The following is a 16801-nucleotide window of genomic DNA, read 5'->3' on the forward strand; positions in this document are numbered from 1 at the left end:
ATTGGATCATATCTATCAAGCAGCTTAAGTGTTCAATTTATTATTGCAATTTACGATTTCTTTTTACTTCTATTGTATGAAAGTATTGAAAATAAGCCCACAAAAAAATCCGCGCTGGGAAAGACGCGGATTTCAAAATATATAAGTATAGGATCAGTCAAAGACTGATAAATGTATTCAATCTACTTGGAGGAGTAAGAATGAAAATAAAAAGTTGGATGTTAATGCTAATAGCGATGGGGTTTTGTCTTCCCCGTTGCTATGGTTTATATATTAGAATGAAAATGTGAACAAATTGTGACGTTTTTTATTAAAAAAGTTAAATTTGATTAAGAAGTTGAAACGAATTATAAACTTGCACCCCAAAGATTATTTCCTAGCTCGTTTAGCGAAAGAAGTTTATTCCATAGTTTTTCTTCTTGCGAGGTAAACGTGATATTATCAGAAAACTTTACAACAGGGGCGTGATTAAAAAAATATTGCAGTTGACCTGTAAAAGCAACACCATTGCTAGATTTAATTGTGTTTAGACTATCTGTAAGAAAGTTAGTAAATTCTGAATGAGGATTTGTCTTATTAAGTAAGGTAACGAATTCAGTCAATATGGTAATAATTTCATCTTTAGAAACCATCTTTTTCACCTTCTGGATCTTTCGATAAATTTAGAAATGATTCTTTGTAAGATAATCGTATTATGGAAGCAGACTTTATATAATTGTTTTTGAAAAAATATAAAATTGGTATACCACTAACATTAAAATGTGATCTTAACACGTAAACTTCTTATGCATTAGCTGTATGAATACTAAAATATATTTGAAAAAATAATTAAAATTTATAATTGGTATGATAAAACTTAATTAATGGAAGATAAAGATACACAAGAATACATAAGTTTACTTGAAGCATTTAAACTAAGTTTAGCTGATAATAAGTCACCTGAGAAAATTCAAGTTATTGAGCAAATAAACAAAACAATTACTAATTTAAAAACAGGAAAATATCATGCAGTTGCTTTGACTTCCGAACTATTCAATGTTGTTAGTCTAGTTGAAAATTCGATGGCATTAAATGAATTTAAGTTAAATAATTTTCAGGGCGAGATCTGGAATAAATTAAGAAATTCAGTTTATGCTAGATATACTCAAGATAAAAATGCATTAGACTTTATCCATTGGGGATAAATGAACAGACAATTAAAAGAGGTATCCAAATGCGAAAGGAGCCTCTTTTTGTTTTACTGCAAAAGAAAAGACCTATGCTGGGAAGTGCATAGGTCTCTTCGAAGATAGATAATCAGCTTTAAGCTGATCTTGTTATTATTCAATCTACTTGGAGGAGTAAGAATGAAAATAAAAAGTTGGATGTTAATGCTAATAGCAATGGATCATAAGTGATCCACTACTACAATTTATATATTATAGTACAAAATCGAAAGAAATATAAGATAGCTACTTATTTTTAATTTTCGGTAGTTGGCAGACGATTCAGGTATAATATCGAATTGAGAAAATTATTTATTAGGTAGGGAAAGCTAATGAAGAAATTTTTAAAGATTCTATTTAAGTTGGTTTTGATTCTCGGAATTGCTGCAGGAGTGGCATATGGAGGATATTATGGTTATCAACAATACCAAAAACGGGAACAAGCAAAAGCCACTTTTACTTCTAGACCTGATGTAGAAAAAGCAAAAGATGGGACAAGTATTAGTCCGGGTCATCATAATTTAGCTTATTTCAAACGACAATTAAATGAAAAATATCCCGACGTTTATAGCGCAGCTTATGAAACGCCACGGGCAAGTAAGATTGGAAGTAGCGTGGTAATACCAGGCCAAGTTGTAACGCCGAGTTATGACTTTAATAAAAAGAAAGTTACAGATGCGGACTCAATGACACCGCAAGGGCTAACTGTAGCAGGAAAATATTTATTAATTTCGGCTTATGATTCAACTCATAATCATCGCTCGGTCATTTATTGTTTAGATAAAAAAACAGGAAAGTATTTAAAGACCATTCAAGTTCCAGGAGCACCTCATTTAGGAGGAATTGCTTATGATCCGGTTGCTAAAAATATTTGGGTAACGGGTAGTCAAGATGATTCATCTGCACTAATGTCTTTTTCGTTAAAGAAATTAGAAAAATATAGCTATAATAAGAAAAAGCAACCTATCGAATATGATAATGTGATTTCTTTACCAACAATTGAAAGAGCATCTTGTGTTACTTATTACGATAATCAATTATTTGTTGGCTTTTTTAATACTGACGGTCAAGGACAAATTGCTAGCTATCCGATTGCTCGTTCAGGAGACTTTAAGGGAACAATTACTAGCGATCAAATTAAAGCAGTAACAGGCCAAGTTTCTTGGGCTTTAGGTTCAGGAAGTGCTTCAATGGACCGACAGATTCAAGGAATTGCATTTTATCAGAATTGGATTATTTTAAGTCAATCCTATGGAAGCAAAGATTCTAAGTTGTATTTTTTCCCAATTTCAGCTTTGAATAACTTAGATGAAGGAAATGCGGAAAAAATCGTTATTATGCCGCCATATCTAGAACAAATTTATGTTCAAAATGGGCAGCTACTGATGTTATTTGAATCAGGATCAAAAGCATATGCACGTGATCAAATAATGATTGTTGACCGAATTCTATCGGCGAATATAAATGCCTTATTAGGGAGTTAAAAATGATTAAGAAAATATCTTTTTGGGTACGATTAGCAGGTTGGAGTGGTTTGATATCCGGTAGTAGTGTTTTAGTTTTGTATCAATATACACACAACATTATGTTTTTAATAAATATAATTACAATTATCTTATTTTCAGCATATGCTCTTGCTACTGCTAATGATAAAAGGTGGACAAATACCGATTGGCTTTTACGAGTTATTTTAATAGTGTTGGTATTTGTTTCAATTCTACCGACAATTTTCTTAGGGATAGGTTATTTTATCGAAAGAAAACGTAACCAACACTAGTGAACTATCCATAACTAGGGCTATTTTTGGTATAATTACTTCTGTTCATGCTATTTTTTTAAGAAATAGTAAAAATATTAACCTATTTTATAACAATGTTGTAAAATTTAGAAAAAAGATTACGAGGTGTAAGCATGGCAGAAAATAAAGATAAGCAAAGCGATACAAAGAAAAAAGAGGTAGGCTTGTTTATTGCTAAAACTCTCTTTTACTTTGCAGTGCTTGTAGTGCTAGTTTACTTGTACTCATATAGTGGCATTGGGGCTGCAAAATTTATTTATAAAGATTTCTAGAAATGAAAGGGTCGCATTAAATGATTAAAGATGTAATCAAGACAATCGATCAAATTGCTGCTGAAGATCCACAACGGATCGCTTATGATTATCTTGGCGAAACTAATACTTATGGAGATCTAAAAGCTAGATCGGATGCATATGCAGCTAAGATCAACGAACTAGATCTTCCTGAAAAAGCTCCAGTAATGATTTGGGGTGGTCAAAATTTTGAAATGATTGCTAGTTTTATTGGTGCTGTTAAAGCAGGACATGCTTACATTCCGATTGCTAGTTATTCTAATAGCGAACGTTTATTGATGATTCAAGAAGTTTCTGAAGCTCCTTTGGTAATTGCAATTGATAAACTTCCTATTGAAGTGGATAATATTAAGGTTTTAACTCCTGAAGAAGTTTCTGATAATCATCCAGAAATTGATCAAAGTAAGTTTGTAAGTGGGGATGACAATTTTTACATTATCTTTACCTCAGGAACAACAGGTAAGCCTAAGGGTGTACAAATTAGTCATGATAATCTGCTTAGTTTTGTAAATTGGGAGTTAAATGACTTTTCACTTCCAGAACATCCTAGCTTCTTAGCTCAAGCACCATATTCTTTTGACTTATCTGTAATGAGTTTATATCCTGCTTTAACTGCCGGTGGTAAGTTAGTAGTTTTACCTCATGATGTAACTGAAAATATCGGACAGCTTTTCAAAACTTTACCCCAATTAAAATTCAATGTTTGGGTTTCAACTCCATCATTTGTAGAAATGAGTTTCTTAGATCCTACTTTTGATGCTAAGCATCATCCTGAATTAACTCACTTCTTATTCTGTGGTGAAGAATTAAGTCATAAGACAGCTAAAATGCTTAAGCTGAAATTCCCAGATAGCCATATCTTTAATACTTATGGCCCTACTGAAACAACTGTTGCTGTTACTCAGGTAGAAATTACTGATGAAATTTTAAATAAGTATGATCGCTTGCCAATTGGTGTTTCTAAAAATGACACAAAGATTTCAATTGATACTTCCAAGGGTGAAGAAGATAACCAAGGAGAAGTTGTTATTGAAGGTCCAAGTGTTTCTAAGGGATACTTAAATAATCCAGAAAAGACTGAGGCTGCTTTCTTTAAAGAAAGTGAACATGAAAGTTATCGTACTGGTGACTTAGGATTTTTAGATGGCGACATGCTTTTCTACCGTGGAAGAATTGATTTTCAGGTTAAGTTTAATGGTTATCGAATTGAACTTGAAGAAATTAACTTCTATCTTGCTAAGAATCCATTAGTGCGTTATGGCGTTGTTGCTCCAAAATACAATAAGGATCATAAAGTTCGACAACTAGTTGCTGTAGTAGAATTAGCAGACGGTGTACGTGAGAAGTATACTGATGCTGAACTAACTAAGAAATTACGCGAATCATTAAGTCAAGATATTATGCCATATATGCTTCCTCAACGCTTTATCTACCGTGATGAAATGCCAATCTCTCAAAACGGTAAGGTAGATATTAAACAAGTAATTAAGGAGGTAAATAACGCGTGATCAATATTCAACCATATAGTAATCCGCGTTACTTTGTTATTCTTTTTATTGCGCTTTTGCCATTAATTATTGGTTTATATCATGGACGGCGCTTTAAAACATACGAAGCTTTCGTTTCCTTACTATTCTTGTTTTTAATGTTTAATGGTAAAGACTGGCTACAGGGAGTTCAATTAATTGGATACATCATTTTCCAATTTATAGTTACTTTTGCTTATCAAAAATATGTTAATTCTGGAAGGAATAAAACCTCTGTCTTTTGTTTAGCAGTTATCTTAGCAATTTTGCCATTAGCAGCAGTAAAGATTGCACCATTAGTGCCAAATAAAACTGCTGATTTGATTGGATTTTTCGGAATTTCATATTTAACTTTCAAAACAGTGCAAGTTATTATGGAACTTCGCGATAAAACAATTAAGAAAGTTGATCCAATTACTTATGCAAGGTTTTTGCTTTTCTTCCCAACTATTTCTTCAGGTCCTATTGACCGCTATCGAAGATTTAAAGAAGATTACGATAAAGCCCCTGAAAGAGATAAGTATATTGAAAATTTAAAGTTTGGTACAAGATATATTTTTCAAGGATTCTTATATAAATTTATTATTGGATATGTATTCGGTACCTTATGGCTTCCTCAATTAGCTAAAGATGCAATTTTTTATGGGCAAGCTAATGGGGGATTACGCTTATCTTGGGCTCTGCTTGGTTATATGTACTGCTACAGTATGTATTTATTCTTTGACTTTGCAGGGTACTCCTTGTTTGCGGTAGGTACGTCATATTTTATGGGAATTAGAACTCCTATGAACTTTAATAAACCATTTATTTCTCAAAATATTAAAGATTTCTGGAATAGATGGAACATGACTCTATCTTTCTGGTTCCGTGATTTTATCTTTATGCGTTTTACATTCTTTGCAATGAAGCATAAATTGGTGAAAAATAGAATCAGATTATCGCGCTTAGCATATTTTGTAAATTTCTTAATTATTGGTTTCTGGCACGGCTTAACGTGGTACTATATCGTATATGGTATTTACCATGCTTTGGCAATTATCATTAATGATATTTGGTTAAGATTTAAGCGTAAGCACCGCAAGCAAATCCCACATAATAAATTTACAAAGTGGTTTGCGATTTTCTTAACATTTAATGTTGTTTGTTTCAGTTTCCTAATTTTCTCAGGATTCTTGAGTACATTATGGTTTGGCTGGAAGTAGTTTATTATTTTTGAAAGGATTTTCTTATTATGGATACAAAGCAAGCTGTTTTAGATATTTTAAATGAATTAACTGGTGAAGATTTAAGTGACCAAATGGATGAAAACATTTTTGAAAATGGTTTGTTAGATTCCATGGCAACTGTTCAAATGTTACTTGAATTACAAGACAAGTGTGATGTAACTGCACCAGTATCAGAATTTCACCGTGAAGATTGGGATACTCCAAACAAAATCATTGCAAAGGTAGAAAGCTTAAGAAATGAGTAATAAACGTAAACTGTGGCAGATTTTCGGCCCAGTTCTCTGTGCTTTCATTTTGTTAATAATTTTATTTTTAATTCCATGGCAAAATGGTGAAAAGTCAGATAATGCTCTCTTTAAAGCTTCAGTTTCACAATCTCAAACTGTCTTTAAAGGTCAATCGATTAAGCAAGCTGCTTTTGAGAAAAACTATGTTCCATTTTATGGTTCTAGTGAATTATCAAGAATGGATGCCTTGCACCCAAGTGTCTTAGCTTATAAATATAAAAGAAATTATCGACCTTTCTTACTAGGAGGACCGGGAAGTCAATCCTTAACTCACTTTTTCACTATGCAGGAAACAGTAAATCAGCTTTCTAATAAAAAAGCAGTCTTTATTATTTCTCCACAGTGGTTTACTAAGCAAGGTCAAAATCCAGCAGCTTTTGGGATGTATTTTTCTCAACTTCAAGCAGTTGATTGGATTTTGACTGCTAAGGACAGTGTAGCTACTCGTTATGCTGCTCGGCGTTTGTTAGATATGCCAGCTGGAACTGCTAGTGAGACAACAAAGTATGCATTAATGACATTAGCTTCAGGGCAAAAATTGTCTAAGTATCAAACTTTGTATTTGAAAGCTAGACGTCGAATGTTAGCGAATGAAGATAATTTCTTCTCATCTATTGGGATGACTAATAACATTCCTAAGATTCAAAAAGAAGCAGGTAAACTGCCAGGTACTTATGCATATGATAACTTACGTCAATTTGCTAATGAGCAGGGACAACAGGGAACAACAAATAATAAGTTTGGTATTTTTAATGGTTTCTTTGACAAAAAGTTAAACAATAAGCACTTAAAGCACCTGAAGAATTCTCAAAGAGATTTTGATTATACTCAGTCACCAGAATATGCAGACTTTGAATTGGTATTAAATGAACTTGCGCATGAACATGTTAATGTCTTGTTCATTATTCCACCAGTTAATGAAAAGTGGGCTAAGTATACCGGTTTATCTCAGACAATGTATCAAGAATGCGTTGCTAAGATTACCAAACAGCTTACATCTCAAGGTTTCAATAATATAGCTAACTTATCAAAAGACGGTGGAAAGAAATTCTTCATGGAAGATACAATTCACCTTGGTTGGAATGGATGGTTAAAGGTAGATCAATATGTGAAACCGTTTATGAAAGAAAAGAATCATCCAGTCAACTATAAGCTAAATAGTTACTACTTTACTAAGACATGGGGCAACAAAACGAATGTAAAGATGCCTAATGTTAAAAGTAAGGCAGCAGTAGATATAAAAAAAAACTAACACAAGCAGGTATAACAGGTAATATCCTGGCGATTAAGAATAATAAAGTAATTCTTAATGAGTCTACAGGCTATGCAAATATTAGTAAAAAAGAGCATAATACACCCAAAACAGCTTTTTTTATTAATTCAGTTAATAAGGTTTTTACTGGTGCCCTAGTTATGAAACAAGTTGAGCAGAAAAAGCTTAAACTTAATGACAAATTATCGAAATTCTATCCTCAAGTACCCCATGCTAATCAAATTACGATTGGGCAGCTTCTAACTATGGAAGCCGGATTACAAGGAAAAGATGAATCGAGTTATGGAACGCCAGTCTTTAAAAACAATCAAGCTGGAATTAAATATGATATTAAGCATAATATAGTTTTCAATAAGAAACAGTATAATCAACGTTTCTACTCATCTAGTAACTATATTTTATTATCGGGTATTTTAGAAAAAGTGACGCATCACTCTTATGAAAGTCTAGTGAAAGAGACCTATATTAAAAAATTAGGTTTATCTGAAACAGAATTTTATTGGGATATACCTAAAAATAAACGTATTAAGGTTGCGGTCCCATATACTAAAAATTCTCAGGGTTACTTAGTACCACATAGTGTTGCGGTAGATAAAGTACACGGAAATTTGGGCGCTGGAAGCTTAGTCATGTCAAATAAAGACTTATATCGAGCTACAAGTGCGATTTTAAATGGAGAAATCATAAAACCTTCATCAATACAAGCTGTTTATGCTCCAGCTGATCCTGCTAAATATAATGCTGGTTTTTATAACTTCCCTGATTTTCATTCTTCAAATGGTTCAGGCGATGGATATACAACTTACTATCGTATTTCAAACGATACACGCGATGTATTAGTAGTTCAGTCTAATTATCCAGTTAAAGATTATTTTAAAGTGAGAGAGATATGTAACGATCTCATGGAAAATTTAATAAAATCGCCTTCATAGAGATAGGAAATAATATTTTCTATCTCTTTTTTTATGATTTTGACTTCCTTAAAAGCGGTTGTGCAAGTAGGGCTGCTGTGCTAAGATTTACCTGTACCGTTGTAGCAAGGTGCATTTTCTACGGTAGCGAAAATGTATCTTTTATTTGGTCAGAATAGCGGTACCTAACACTGTGTGAGCCTGATTCCGATGTTGGTGGAATTAGGCTTTTTTTGTAAATTAGAGAAAATAAAAAATCGCTATTCAGCGATTTTTTTCTTGTTATAAGCATTAATGATTGCAAATAGAAGGACAGAAATTAAAACTAAAACAGTGCAAACTACAAATAAGGTCAAATAGGAAAAATTATCAATTACTAAAGCTCCAATTAGCGGTCCTAGAGCTCGACCAGCTGATGTAACTGATTGAACAATTCCTTGGTATTTCCCCTTGTCTTTATTACTAGCACGATCATTAACAAAAGTTGAAACAGCAGGAAATGCTAAAATTTCTCCGCATGTTAGAACGGCCATGGCTAAAACAAAGTTAAAGTAGTGGGTTGCTCCAATTAGTAGTAAGAATGCTAGCCCAAACAGACTAAAACCAATATATAATCGTCCATGAAGATGTGCAGTTAGCCAGTCATCAAAGTAAGTTAAAAGCGGTTGAATGAGGACAATTAAAATAGCATTTAGAGTCCAAAGTAAACTATATAACCGAACGCTCATGTGTAAGCCAAGCATGTAGGAGGAAATATTAGAATTCCATTGTTCATAAGCAATCCAAGCAGCTAGAACACAAATTAAGATAGAGAAAATAGCTCTTTTTGCGCCGTAAGGAATTTTTTCTTGATGGGCAGCTGTAGTCGCTTTTTTATTTGTAGAGGCATGAGCCGGGTTTAAACCACGATATTCAAAAAAGATTACAATGCTTAAAAAGGCAAACATAATAAAAGCAAGTAAGAAAATATAAGTAATACCAAAAGGTAGAATGAATCCCACCATTAGGGAACCAAATACTAAACCTAAATTTTGAGTGAAATACAAGACATTAAACACATAGGAGGCATTCCGACTTTTAATTAAAGTAGCAATTGAATTTAAGCCAGTTACTACAATACCGTTGCCTAAGCCTAAAGTAATTAACAAAACTGGATAGGCTGGCCAGCCATGAAACAACACTAGCAAGAAAGTGGATAAGGTAGAAATACTGACACCAGTTAAAAGGGTTTGGTAAGGATGCCATTTATCAAATAAAAGTCCCCCAACTGCATTTCCAACCATTGTAAAGGCTGAATTTATGAATAAAACAATCCCAGCTACTGTAAGTGTCTCATGAAGATAATTATGAATATAAATGGTAGTTAGTGGCCAAATAAAACTAACACCAGTATTAATTATTAAAGAACCAGCAAATAACCAGATTAACTTAATTGGATCTAGCGCATGTTTTTTTAGCATGTATTTTCCTCCTTTTAATTAAGGATAGTTGTATAAAAATAAGCTGACAAGTGTCAGCTTATTTTGTAGAATTGCTACCTTTATTTTGCCGGAAGGTATGACTTTATGCAATGAATATTAAGACTCGCCATTAATCCAGCTACTATTGAAAGTACGAAGAACTTCATTAGCTGGAAAAGCATCTTTTCCGGTATGTTTAACTGCTTCATGGACTTGCCTTTGAGTTAAATGGTCACATACATAGCTTTTAATTGCTTCATTAATTACTAAGTCCCATTCTTTGTCTGAATGATTTAAATAGTAGTTGAGTAGACGGTCAGTTTCATCATTAATCGAAAAACTTCGTTTAGCCATAATTTTTCTCCTTTTTATTTTCCTCATCATTATAGCATGTTCTTTATCTAATCTGGGTTTAAAGAAGCTTGTCTGATTTAAGCTGTATTTTAATAAAAAAGAATAGGTTTCTTACAATATTTAATTTAAACTAGGAAATAGATTATTAGAGATAAGGATTAAATTATGGAAAAAATTATTTTTAAAACTATTGTGCGACTTCGCAGGTTAGCATTTTTTAGAGTAACTTATCGAACTTTGATGATGCTAATGCCACTTGCTGTTGTAGGAAGTATTTTTCAGTTTTTATGGCAGAGTGTTTTTTCTCCAACGAGTTTAATATCTAATATTTTTTATTTTGATAAATGGTTACCGGATCAGATTTTTAATGCATCCTGGTATGCCTGCCAGGGCGTTACCAGTGTAATATTTGGTACTTTTGGACTATTTACTGCATATTTTTCAGCACAATATACTGCACGTTTATATCAAAAAGATGCCCAGATGGCTGGTGTTTCAGGAATGCTAGCTTTGCTGTTATGTGCATATCGTTTTAGAGATATTAGAGATTTCCAATTATCTTTTAACTGGCGTTTTTTTAATATTAATAGTTTTTTATTTGCTCTTTTGATCGGTTTTGGAACGGGACTCATTTTTAGATTTCTTGGAACTGACTATCATCATCGCCATGCAGAAAGTGCCCAAGTAATAAAGCAAAGAGCTTTTAATTCATTTCGTCCGATGCTTGCTACTTGGCTAATTGGATTAGTAATTGGAATTTTAGCTAGTTTAGTCCATGTACGAATGACCGCCACAAACTTTTATCAATTTTTCCAAAGTCAAGGACAGAATAATTTAAATCTGGGTATTTTTATTCCCTTATTACTTCTAGCATTGTTGTTAAACTGGTGTGGCATTGGCCAGCCTTTAGTATCTCTTACTGCTGGTAGTGATAGTGCGACTAATGTTGCTAATTTAAACTATGCTTTGACACATGGCTCAAGTTGGAATGTACCTAATCCATATGTGGGAAATTCTTTATATCAATCTTATGGAAAATTTGGTGGTAACGGCCTAACCTTAGTGATATTGATTGGCATTTTAATTTTTATTAAGAAAAATGATATTGCTAGAGTTGCCCGCTGGAGTTTTATTCCAACTCTATTTGGCTCTAATCAGGGGGCTTTAATTGGTATTCCGATTATCTTTAATCCATTATTCTTACTGCCTTATGTATTTTTACCAGTTGTAAATATGCTTTTAGCTGCAAGTATGATTGCAATCCATTTAATTCCGGCTTCAGCCTATAATGTATTATCTGGAACTCCGGGACCTTTGTATGCCTTTATTGCTACAAATGGAAACTGGCAAGCGCTAATTTTCTCAATGCTTCTGTTTGCATTTGATATTTTGTTATATCTTCCAATTATGAAGATGGCCAAGGATGTTCAAGACGAAATTGATTTGTTAAATGATGAGGAGGCTAGCTATGAATATGTTAAATAAAAAGAGGATATCGAAAAATCGTTTGCTTTTGCTAGGTACCTTCATCTTTTTAATAGTTTTATCTATTCCAACATTTTTTTGGATTAAAAGTGCTAATCATGATTTAGCTGAAAGACGAAAGTCACAAATGTCTCCTGTAATTATGATTCCAGGATCAAGTGCAACTACTGAGCGTTTTAATGAATTGGTTAATCTGCTAAATAAAGATACTCTGAAAAAGCATAGTCTATTAAAAATTCAAGTGAAGAAAGATGGAACACTGAAGTATAGCGGTAAAATTAATCGTAATGATAATGAACCGTTTATTGTAGTAGGATTTGAAAATAATCATGATGGTTATGCCAATATTAAGAAACAAGCAGGTTGGTTTGATGAGGCTTTTGCTCAGCTTAGTCAGCAATATAAATTTAATAATTTTAAGGCATTTGGACATTCAAATGGTGGATTGATTTGGACATATTGGCTAGAAAAATACTATGCAGATTATAGTGATGAAATCAAAATAAAGAAATTTATGACCCTCGGGACACCATATAACTTTAATGAGAGTAATGTTGACCATAAAACCGAAATGCTGAATGATTTTATTAAAAATCGGAAGAAAATTCCTAAGAATTTAGATGTATATTCAGTATCAGGGGGAGAGAATTATGAGTCGGATGGGTTAGTACCTGAAAGTAGTGTGGCAGCAGGAAAATATATTTTTCAAAATCAGGTAAAGCACTATACGACGATGACGGTTACAGGATCAGATGCACAACATTCTTCTCTTCCGCAAAATAAACAAGTAGTTCAGTTAATTAAGCAGTATTTGCTTGAAAACAATAATGGAAACAATATTCCTGGCAATAATCAAAGACCCCAGGACAAGCATAAAAAGAAAAAGATAATAAATGATTAAATTATTTGAAAATTAATAAAAATAAATAATTTCAGAACTATATCATAATATTAATTCACAAATTTTTAAGCACAAAATGCTTTATTAAGCACTTTGTGCTTATTTTATTCACAAATTAAAATAGTCTGTGGAAAAAGATGAAATAATATTTGGGTTTCTGTGGATAACCTGCTATAATAAAAAATGTGAGTAGTTAGCACTTATAACTAATGAGTGCTAAAAATTTTGAGAATATGAGGAGTGTGTAAAGCATGGCATACTTTGACAATGGAAACTACAATTTTGATGATTTGTTTAATGAATTAAACAGAGATTTTTTCAATGATGGAAGAATGACCAATGGTCAACAACCAATGAGATATAGTGCTGGTCAAGCACCACAACAAAGTGCTCAAAATGGCCAACAAAAGGAAAAGCCAATTGGTGTTGACTTAACTGAACAAGCTAAGAATGGTAAATACGATCCTGTCATTGGACGTACCGCTGTTATTGATCAAGTTATTGAAATTTTAAGTAGACGTAAGAAGAACAATCCTGTTTTGATTGGTCCTGCTGGTGTTGGTAAAACTTCTGTAGTTGAAGGATTAGCTCAAAGAATTGTTGATAGAGATGTTCCTGAAAAGCTAAAGAATGCTCATATTATTGAGTTGAATATTAATGAATTAGTTGCAGGTACTTCTCTTCGTGGTAGTTTTGAAGAAAAACTAAAGAAGATTATTGATAAAGCTAAGGGTGACAAGAATGTTATTCTCTTTATCGATGAATTACATAATATTGTTGGTGCAGGTTCTACTGATTCAGAAAATAATTCTGGGGATGCTGCTAATATCTTAAAGCCAGCATTAGCTAGCGGTGAAATTCGTGTTATTGGTGCAACTACTACTAGTGAATACCAACAAATCGAAAAAGACCCTGCTTTAGCTAGAAGATTCCAACCAGTTCAAGTTCCAGAACCAACAATCAAGGATGCTATTCAAATTTTGAAGGGCTTAGCTCCAAGATATGAAAAGTACCACAATGTTAAATATGATCCAGAAGCTTTGAAACTTGCTGCAGAACTTTCAAATCGTTACATTAATGATCGTCACTTACCAGATAAGGCCATTGACTTAATGGATGAAGCTGGTGCTAAGAAGTCCTTAGGTATGGATCAAAAAGATGAAACTTCAATTAAGAACAAGATTCATGCCTTAGAAGGTAAAAAGGCAGAAGCAGCTAAGAATGAAAAATATGATGAAGCTGCTAAGATTAAGAAAGAGATTGAAGACCTTAAGAAAGATCTTAAGAATGCCGGCAAAGCTAGTGAACTTAAAGTTACACCAGAAGATATGTATGCTTTAATTCAAACTAAGACTGGTATTCCAATGAGCGAAATTAATGCAAATGAAGCTCAAAAGAATGCTAACTTAGCTTCTGACTTGAAGAAAGTTGTTATTGACCAAGATAAGGCCATTGATATCATTACTGATGCAATTGCACGTAAGCAAGTATTTAAGGATTCTAACCGTCCAACTGGTTCATTTTTACTTACTGGTCCTACTGGCGTTGGTAAAACTGAATTGGCTAAGCAATTAGCAATTAAGTTATTTGGTAAGGCAGATGCATTGGTACGTTTGGATATGTCCGAATACCAAGATCAAATGGCTGTTAATAAGTTGATCGGTTCAGCACCTGGTTATGTTGGTTATGGTGAAGGTGGTCAATTAACTGAAAAGATTCGTCACCAACCATATTCATTGATTTTGCTTGATGAAATTGAAAAAGCAAATCCTCAAGTCTTTAATGCTTTACTTCAAATCATGGATGATGGTCGTTTAACTGATGCACAAGGTAGAACAATTTCCTTCAAAGATACAATCATTATCATGACTTCAAACGCTGGATACTCTGACAAGTTACTTAAGGGTGACGATCAAGATGCTTTACGTAAAGCTCTTGAAGTTTACTTCAGACCAGAATTCTTAAACCGTCTTGACGCAATTGTTCCATTTAATTCATTAACTAGTGAAGATATGCTCAAGATCTTAGACCTTTACTTAGTAAAGATGGAGAAGTCTCTTGCTAAGAGAAACATTAAGCTTCATGTTACTGATGATGCTAAGAAGTACTTGGCTAAGAAGGGTTATGACAAGGAATTTGGTGCTCGTCCATTGAGAAGAGTTGTTGAACAAGATCTTGAAACCCCAGCAGCTAAGTTGATTGTTTCTAAGCCAGATACTAAGGAAGTTAAATTCACTATTGATGATAAGCATTTGTACTTAAATGGTGAAATTCTTGAAGATGTATTGTTTGACAAGGAAACTCGTGAACAAGAAAAGAAAGACATCAAAGAAGCTGAAAAAGCTGATAAAAAAGAAGAAAAATAGTTAGCAATATTTTGAAAAAAGACTATGAATTAAATTCGTAGTCTTTTTTTAATTAATTTTAATTATAGGCTAGAAATAGCTATAAAATCAGGTATAATAATTAAAAATAAATTAAGGAGAGTTGGAATGAAAAACTTCTTTAAGAAAGTTCCAGTAAATACTTTTTTAAAAGCAGATTCTCGCTTAACTAGACATTTAAATGCTCGTGATTTGGTTGCGTTGGGAATCGGGGCAGTTATTGGAACAGGAATTTTTATTTTGCCTGGTCATGAAGCAGCACAGCATGCTGGTCCAGCAGTTGCTATTTCTTTTTTATTAGCAGCAATTGTTTCTGGTATGGTGGGAATGGCCTATGCTGAATTTTCTTCTGCAATGCCAGTAGCTGGCTCCGCCTATTCTTTTGGTTCAGTGATCTATGGAGAAGTAGTAGGGTGGATAATTGGATGGGGATTATTATTAGAATATTTTTTAGCTGTTTCTGCTGAAGCGACTGGTTTTGCTTCATACTTTAATAATAATATTTTAGCGCCAATTGGAATTCATTTGCCTAAAGCACTTGAAGCTGGACCAATGGAAGGTGGAGTAATAAATATTTCTGCTGTTTTAATTGTGTTAATCGTTGCTTTGATTTTATATCAAGGTGCTAACTTATCGAAACGTGTGGAAAATATAGCAGTAATTATCAAAGTCGCAATTATTATTTTGTTTATTGTGATTGGGATGTTCTATATTAAGGCTGACAACTATGTCCCATTTTATCCTAAGAAATTCCAAACACCACCATTAGGGATTGGGGGAATATCTACAGCTGCAGCCACTGTATTCTTTGCATTTATTGGTTTTGATGCTTTAGCAGCAAACAGTGCTGAAACAAAGGATCCTGAAAAAAACGTTGTTAAAGGAATCATGGGGACAGTAATTATTGCTGTTCTATTATATGTAATTTTTTCTCTAGTTTTAACTGGAATGGTTAATTACAAACAATTAAATGTTGATGATCCAGCAGCTTATGCACTAAAAGTAGTTGGCTTAACGGCGTGGAATAAATTGATTACCGTTGGAGCATTAGTCGGAATCTTTACCGCAATGATTACTATGTTGCTGGGCGGCTCAAGATTACTCTATGCTTTAGGAAGAGATGGATTATTACCGGATTCCATGGGAAGTGTGCATGCTAAAAAGATGATTCCTGATCACGCAGTAATTGTCTCTACAATAGTAGCAGCTGTTTTTGCTGGATTGGTTCCTTTAATGGAATTAGCTTCATTAATTAATGCAGGGACATTAATCGCATTTGCTTTAATTTCATTTGGAATTATTCCTCTACGTCATAGAAAAGATATTGTGAATGATGGATTTAAGATGCCACTTTATCCGGTACTGCCTATAATTGCTGGATTACTAAGCGTATATTTCATTTGGATGTTACCAAATACGACAAAAATTATGGTGGGAATCTGGTTAATTGTGGGAATCATTGTGTATGCAACATACGGTATAAAACATTCTAAACTACAGAATTAATCAAAAAGGTCTCAAATTGAGGCCTTTTTTTTAGCACTATAAAAAAATATTGCTAATAGGGTTGACGAAAAGTGAAAAAGCCTGTAAAGTAATACATGCTGTTTGAGGCAAGCGAAAAGAGCGAATAAAAAAGTTCAAAAAAAGCTTGCCAAATCAAGCAAAAGATGATAATATTATAAAGCTGTCATTTGA

Annotated in this window: 16 protein-coding genes; 13 read left to right on the forward strand and 3 right to left on the reverse strand. The window is 33.2% G+C overall.

All coding sequences use genetic code 11. The annotated features are described in order from the left end of the window. Positions 1–347 precede the first annotated feature (347 nt). Entirely contained in the window at positions 348–632 is a 285-nt protein-coding gene (locus CP370_RS07845) for a hypothetical protein (RefSeq protein WP_087284516.1), read from the reverse strand. A 231-nt stretch (positions 633–863) separates the two neighbouring features. On the opposite strand from CP370_RS07845, the gene CP370_RS07850 reads away from it, so the two are divergent. From CP370_RS07850 to CP370_RS07890, 9 genes are all read left to right on the forward strand, one after another. Then, entirely contained in the window at positions 864–1184 is a 321-nt protein-coding gene (locus CP370_RS07850; RefSeq protein ID WP_087284513.1) for a hypothetical protein, read from the forward strand. 353 nt (positions 1185–1537) lie between these two features. Further along, positions 1538–2689 (forward strand): YncE family protein, encoded by a 1152-nt coding sequence (locus CP370_RS07855; protein WP_087712580.1) that lies wholly within the window; start codon positions 1538–1540, stop codon positions 2687–2689. 2 nt (positions 2690–2691) lie between these two features. Further along, the gene (locus CP370_RS07860; RefSeq protein ID WP_004896460.1) at positions 2692–2982 is read left to right on the forward strand and encodes a hypothetical protein; all 291 of its coding nucleotides are present in this window, start codon (positions 2692–2694) and stop codon (positions 2980–2982) included. A 134-nt stretch (positions 2983–3116) separates the two neighbouring features. After that, on the forward strand, positions 3117–3275 hold the full coding sequence (locus CP370_RS07865; protein ID WP_004898136.1) for a teichoic acid D-Ala incorporation-associated protein DltX: 159 nt from the start codon (positions 3117–3119) through the stop codon (positions 3273–3275). A gap of 20 nt (positions 3276–3295) precedes the next feature. Next, complete coding sequence (dltA, locus tag CP370_RS07870; protein WP_012846767.1) at positions 3296–4804, forward strand: D-alanine--poly(phosphoribitol) ligase subunit DltA; 1509 nt, start codon at positions 3296–3298, stop codon at positions 4802–4804. Then, complete coding sequence (gene dltB / locus CP370_RS07875; protein ID WP_004898132.1) at positions 4801–6024, forward strand: D-alanyl-lipoteichoic acid biosynthesis protein DltB; 1224 nt, start codon at positions 4801–4803, stop codon at positions 6022–6024. Before dltA ends, dltB begins: the two co-directional genes overlap by 4 nt. A gap of 29 nt (positions 6025–6053) precedes the next feature. Next, a complete protein-coding gene (gene dltC, locus CP370_RS07880; protein ID WP_004896464.1) occupies positions 6054–6293 on the forward strand; it encodes a D-alanine--poly(phosphoribitol) ligase subunit DltC in 240 nt (79 codons plus the stop codon). Then, the gene (dltD, locus tag CP370_RS07885) at positions 6286–7587 is read left to right on the forward strand and encodes a D-alanyl-lipoteichoic acid biosynthesis protein DltD (RefSeq protein WP_087284505.1); all 1302 of its coding nucleotides are present in this window, start codon (positions 6286–6288) and stop codon (positions 7585–7587) included. The genes dltC and dltD overlap by 8 nt, the downstream gene beginning before the upstream one ends. Positions 7588–7613: 26 nt before the next feature. After that, the gene (locus CP370_RS07890; protein WP_087712581.1) at positions 7614–8540 is read left to right on the forward strand and encodes a serine hydrolase; all 927 of its coding nucleotides are present in this window, start codon (positions 7614–7616) and stop codon (positions 8538–8540) included. A gap of 239 nt (positions 8541–8779) precedes the next feature. Here CP370_RS07890 and CP370_RS07895 read toward each other — a convergent pair whose 3' ends face one another. Both CP370_RS07895 and CP370_RS07900 read right to left on the reverse strand, forming a co-directional pair. Then, complete coding sequence (locus CP370_RS07895; protein WP_087712582.1) at positions 8780–9979, reverse strand: MFS transporter; 1200 nt, start codon at positions 9977–9979, stop codon at positions 8780–8782. 117 nt (positions 9980–10096) lie between these two features. Then, positions 10097–10333, reverse strand: coding sequence for a hypothetical protein (locus CP370_RS07900; RefSeq protein WP_087712583.1), 237 nt, complete (start codon positions 10331–10333; stop codon positions 10097–10099). A 165-nt stretch (positions 10334–10498) separates the two neighbouring features. On the opposite strand from CP370_RS07900, the gene CP370_RS07905 reads away from it, so the two are divergent. The 4 genes from CP370_RS07905 to CP370_RS07920 all read left to right on the forward strand — a co-directional run bounded on the left by CP370_RS07905 (position 10499) and on the right by CP370_RS07920 (position 16609). Beyond that, positions 10499–11818 carry a PTS transporter subunit EIIC gene (locus CP370_RS07905; RefSeq protein ID WP_087712584.1) on the forward strand — a complete coding sequence of 440 codons (1320 nt, stop codon included), beginning with the start codon at positions 10499–10501 and terminating at the stop codon, positions 11816–11818. Next, positions 11808–12719, forward strand: a complete 912-nt coding sequence (locus CP370_RS07910; protein ID WP_087730864.1) for an alpha/beta hydrolase — start codon at positions 11808–11810, stop codon at positions 12717–12719. The genes CP370_RS07905 and CP370_RS07910 overlap by 11 nt, the downstream gene beginning before the upstream one ends. Positions 12720–12970: 251 nt before the next feature. Then, positions 12971–15085, forward strand: a complete 2115-nt coding sequence (locus CP370_RS07915; protein ID WP_087712585.1) for an ATP-dependent Clp protease ATP-binding subunit — start codon at positions 12971–12973, stop codon at positions 15083–15085. Between the two features lie 126 nt (positions 15086–15211). Further along, positions 15212–16609 carry an APC family permease gene (locus tag CP370_RS07920; RefSeq protein WP_012846757.1) on the forward strand — a complete coding sequence of 466 codons (1398 nt, stop codon included), beginning with the start codon at positions 15212–15214 and terminating at the stop codon, positions 16607–16609. The last annotated feature ends 192 nt before the right edge of the window (positions 16610–16801 follow it).

The sequence above is a fragment of the Lactobacillus sp. UMNPBX19 genome (assembly GCF_002553805.1).
Lineage (GTDB): Bacteria > Bacillota > Bacilli > Lactobacillales > Lactobacillaceae > Lactobacillus.

What these genes read in the sequence shown, in the direction of transcription:
- CP370_RS07845 (WP_087284516.1), bottom strand. Translation starts at nt 632, where the DNA reads ATGGTTTCTAAAGATGAAATTATTACCATATTGACTGAATTCGTTACC.
- CP370_RS07850 (WP_087284513.1), top strand. Translation starts at nt 864, where the DNA reads ATGGAAGATAAAGATACACAAGAATACATAAGTTTACTTGAAGCATTT.
- CP370_RS07855 (WP_087712580.1), top strand. Translation starts at nt 1,538, where the DNA reads ATGAAGAAATTTTTAAAGATTCTATTTAAGTTGGTTTTGATTCTCGGA.
- CP370_RS07860 (WP_004896460.1), top strand. Translation starts at nt 2,692, where the DNA reads ATGATTAAGAAAATATCTTTTTGGGTACGATTAGCAGGTTGGAGTGGT.
- CP370_RS07865 (WP_004898136.1), top strand. Translation starts at nt 3,117, where the DNA reads ATGGCAGAAAATAAAGATAAGCAAAGCGATACAAAGAAAAAAGAGGTA.
- dltA (WP_012846767.1), top strand. Translation starts at nt 3,296, where the DNA reads ATGATTAAAGATGTAATCAAGACAATCGATCAAATTGCTGCTGAAGAT.
- dltC (WP_004896464.1), top strand. Translation starts at nt 6,054, where the DNA reads ATGGATACAAAGCAAGCTGTTTTAGATATTTTAAATGAATTAACTGGT.
- dltD (WP_087284505.1), top strand. Translation starts at nt 6,286, where the DNA reads ATGAGTAATAAACGTAAACTGTGGCAGATTTTCGGCCCAGTTCTCTGT.
- CP370_RS07895 (WP_087712582.1), bottom strand. Translation starts at nt 9,979, where the DNA reads ATGCTAAAAAAACATGCGCTAGATCCAATTAAGTTAATCTGGTTATTT.
- CP370_RS07900 (WP_087712583.1), bottom strand. Translation starts at nt 10,333, where the DNA reads ATGGCTAAACGAAGTTTTTCGATTAATGATGAAACTGACCGTCTACTC.
- CP370_RS07905 (WP_087712584.1), top strand. Translation starts at nt 10,499, where the DNA reads ATGGAAAAAATTATTTTTAAAACTATTGTGCGACTTCGCAGGTTAGCA.
- CP370_RS07910 (WP_087730864.1), top strand. Translation starts at nt 11,808, where the DNA reads ATGTTAAATAAAAAGAGGATATCGAAAAATCGTTTGCTTTTGCTAGGT.
- CP370_RS07915 (WP_087712585.1), top strand. Translation starts at nt 12,971, where the DNA reads ATGGCATACTTTGACAATGGAAACTACAATTTTGATGATTTGTTTAAT.
- CP370_RS07920 (WP_012846757.1), top strand. Translation starts at nt 15,212, where the DNA reads ATGAAAAACTTCTTTAAGAAAGTTCCAGTAAATACTTTTTTAAAAGCA.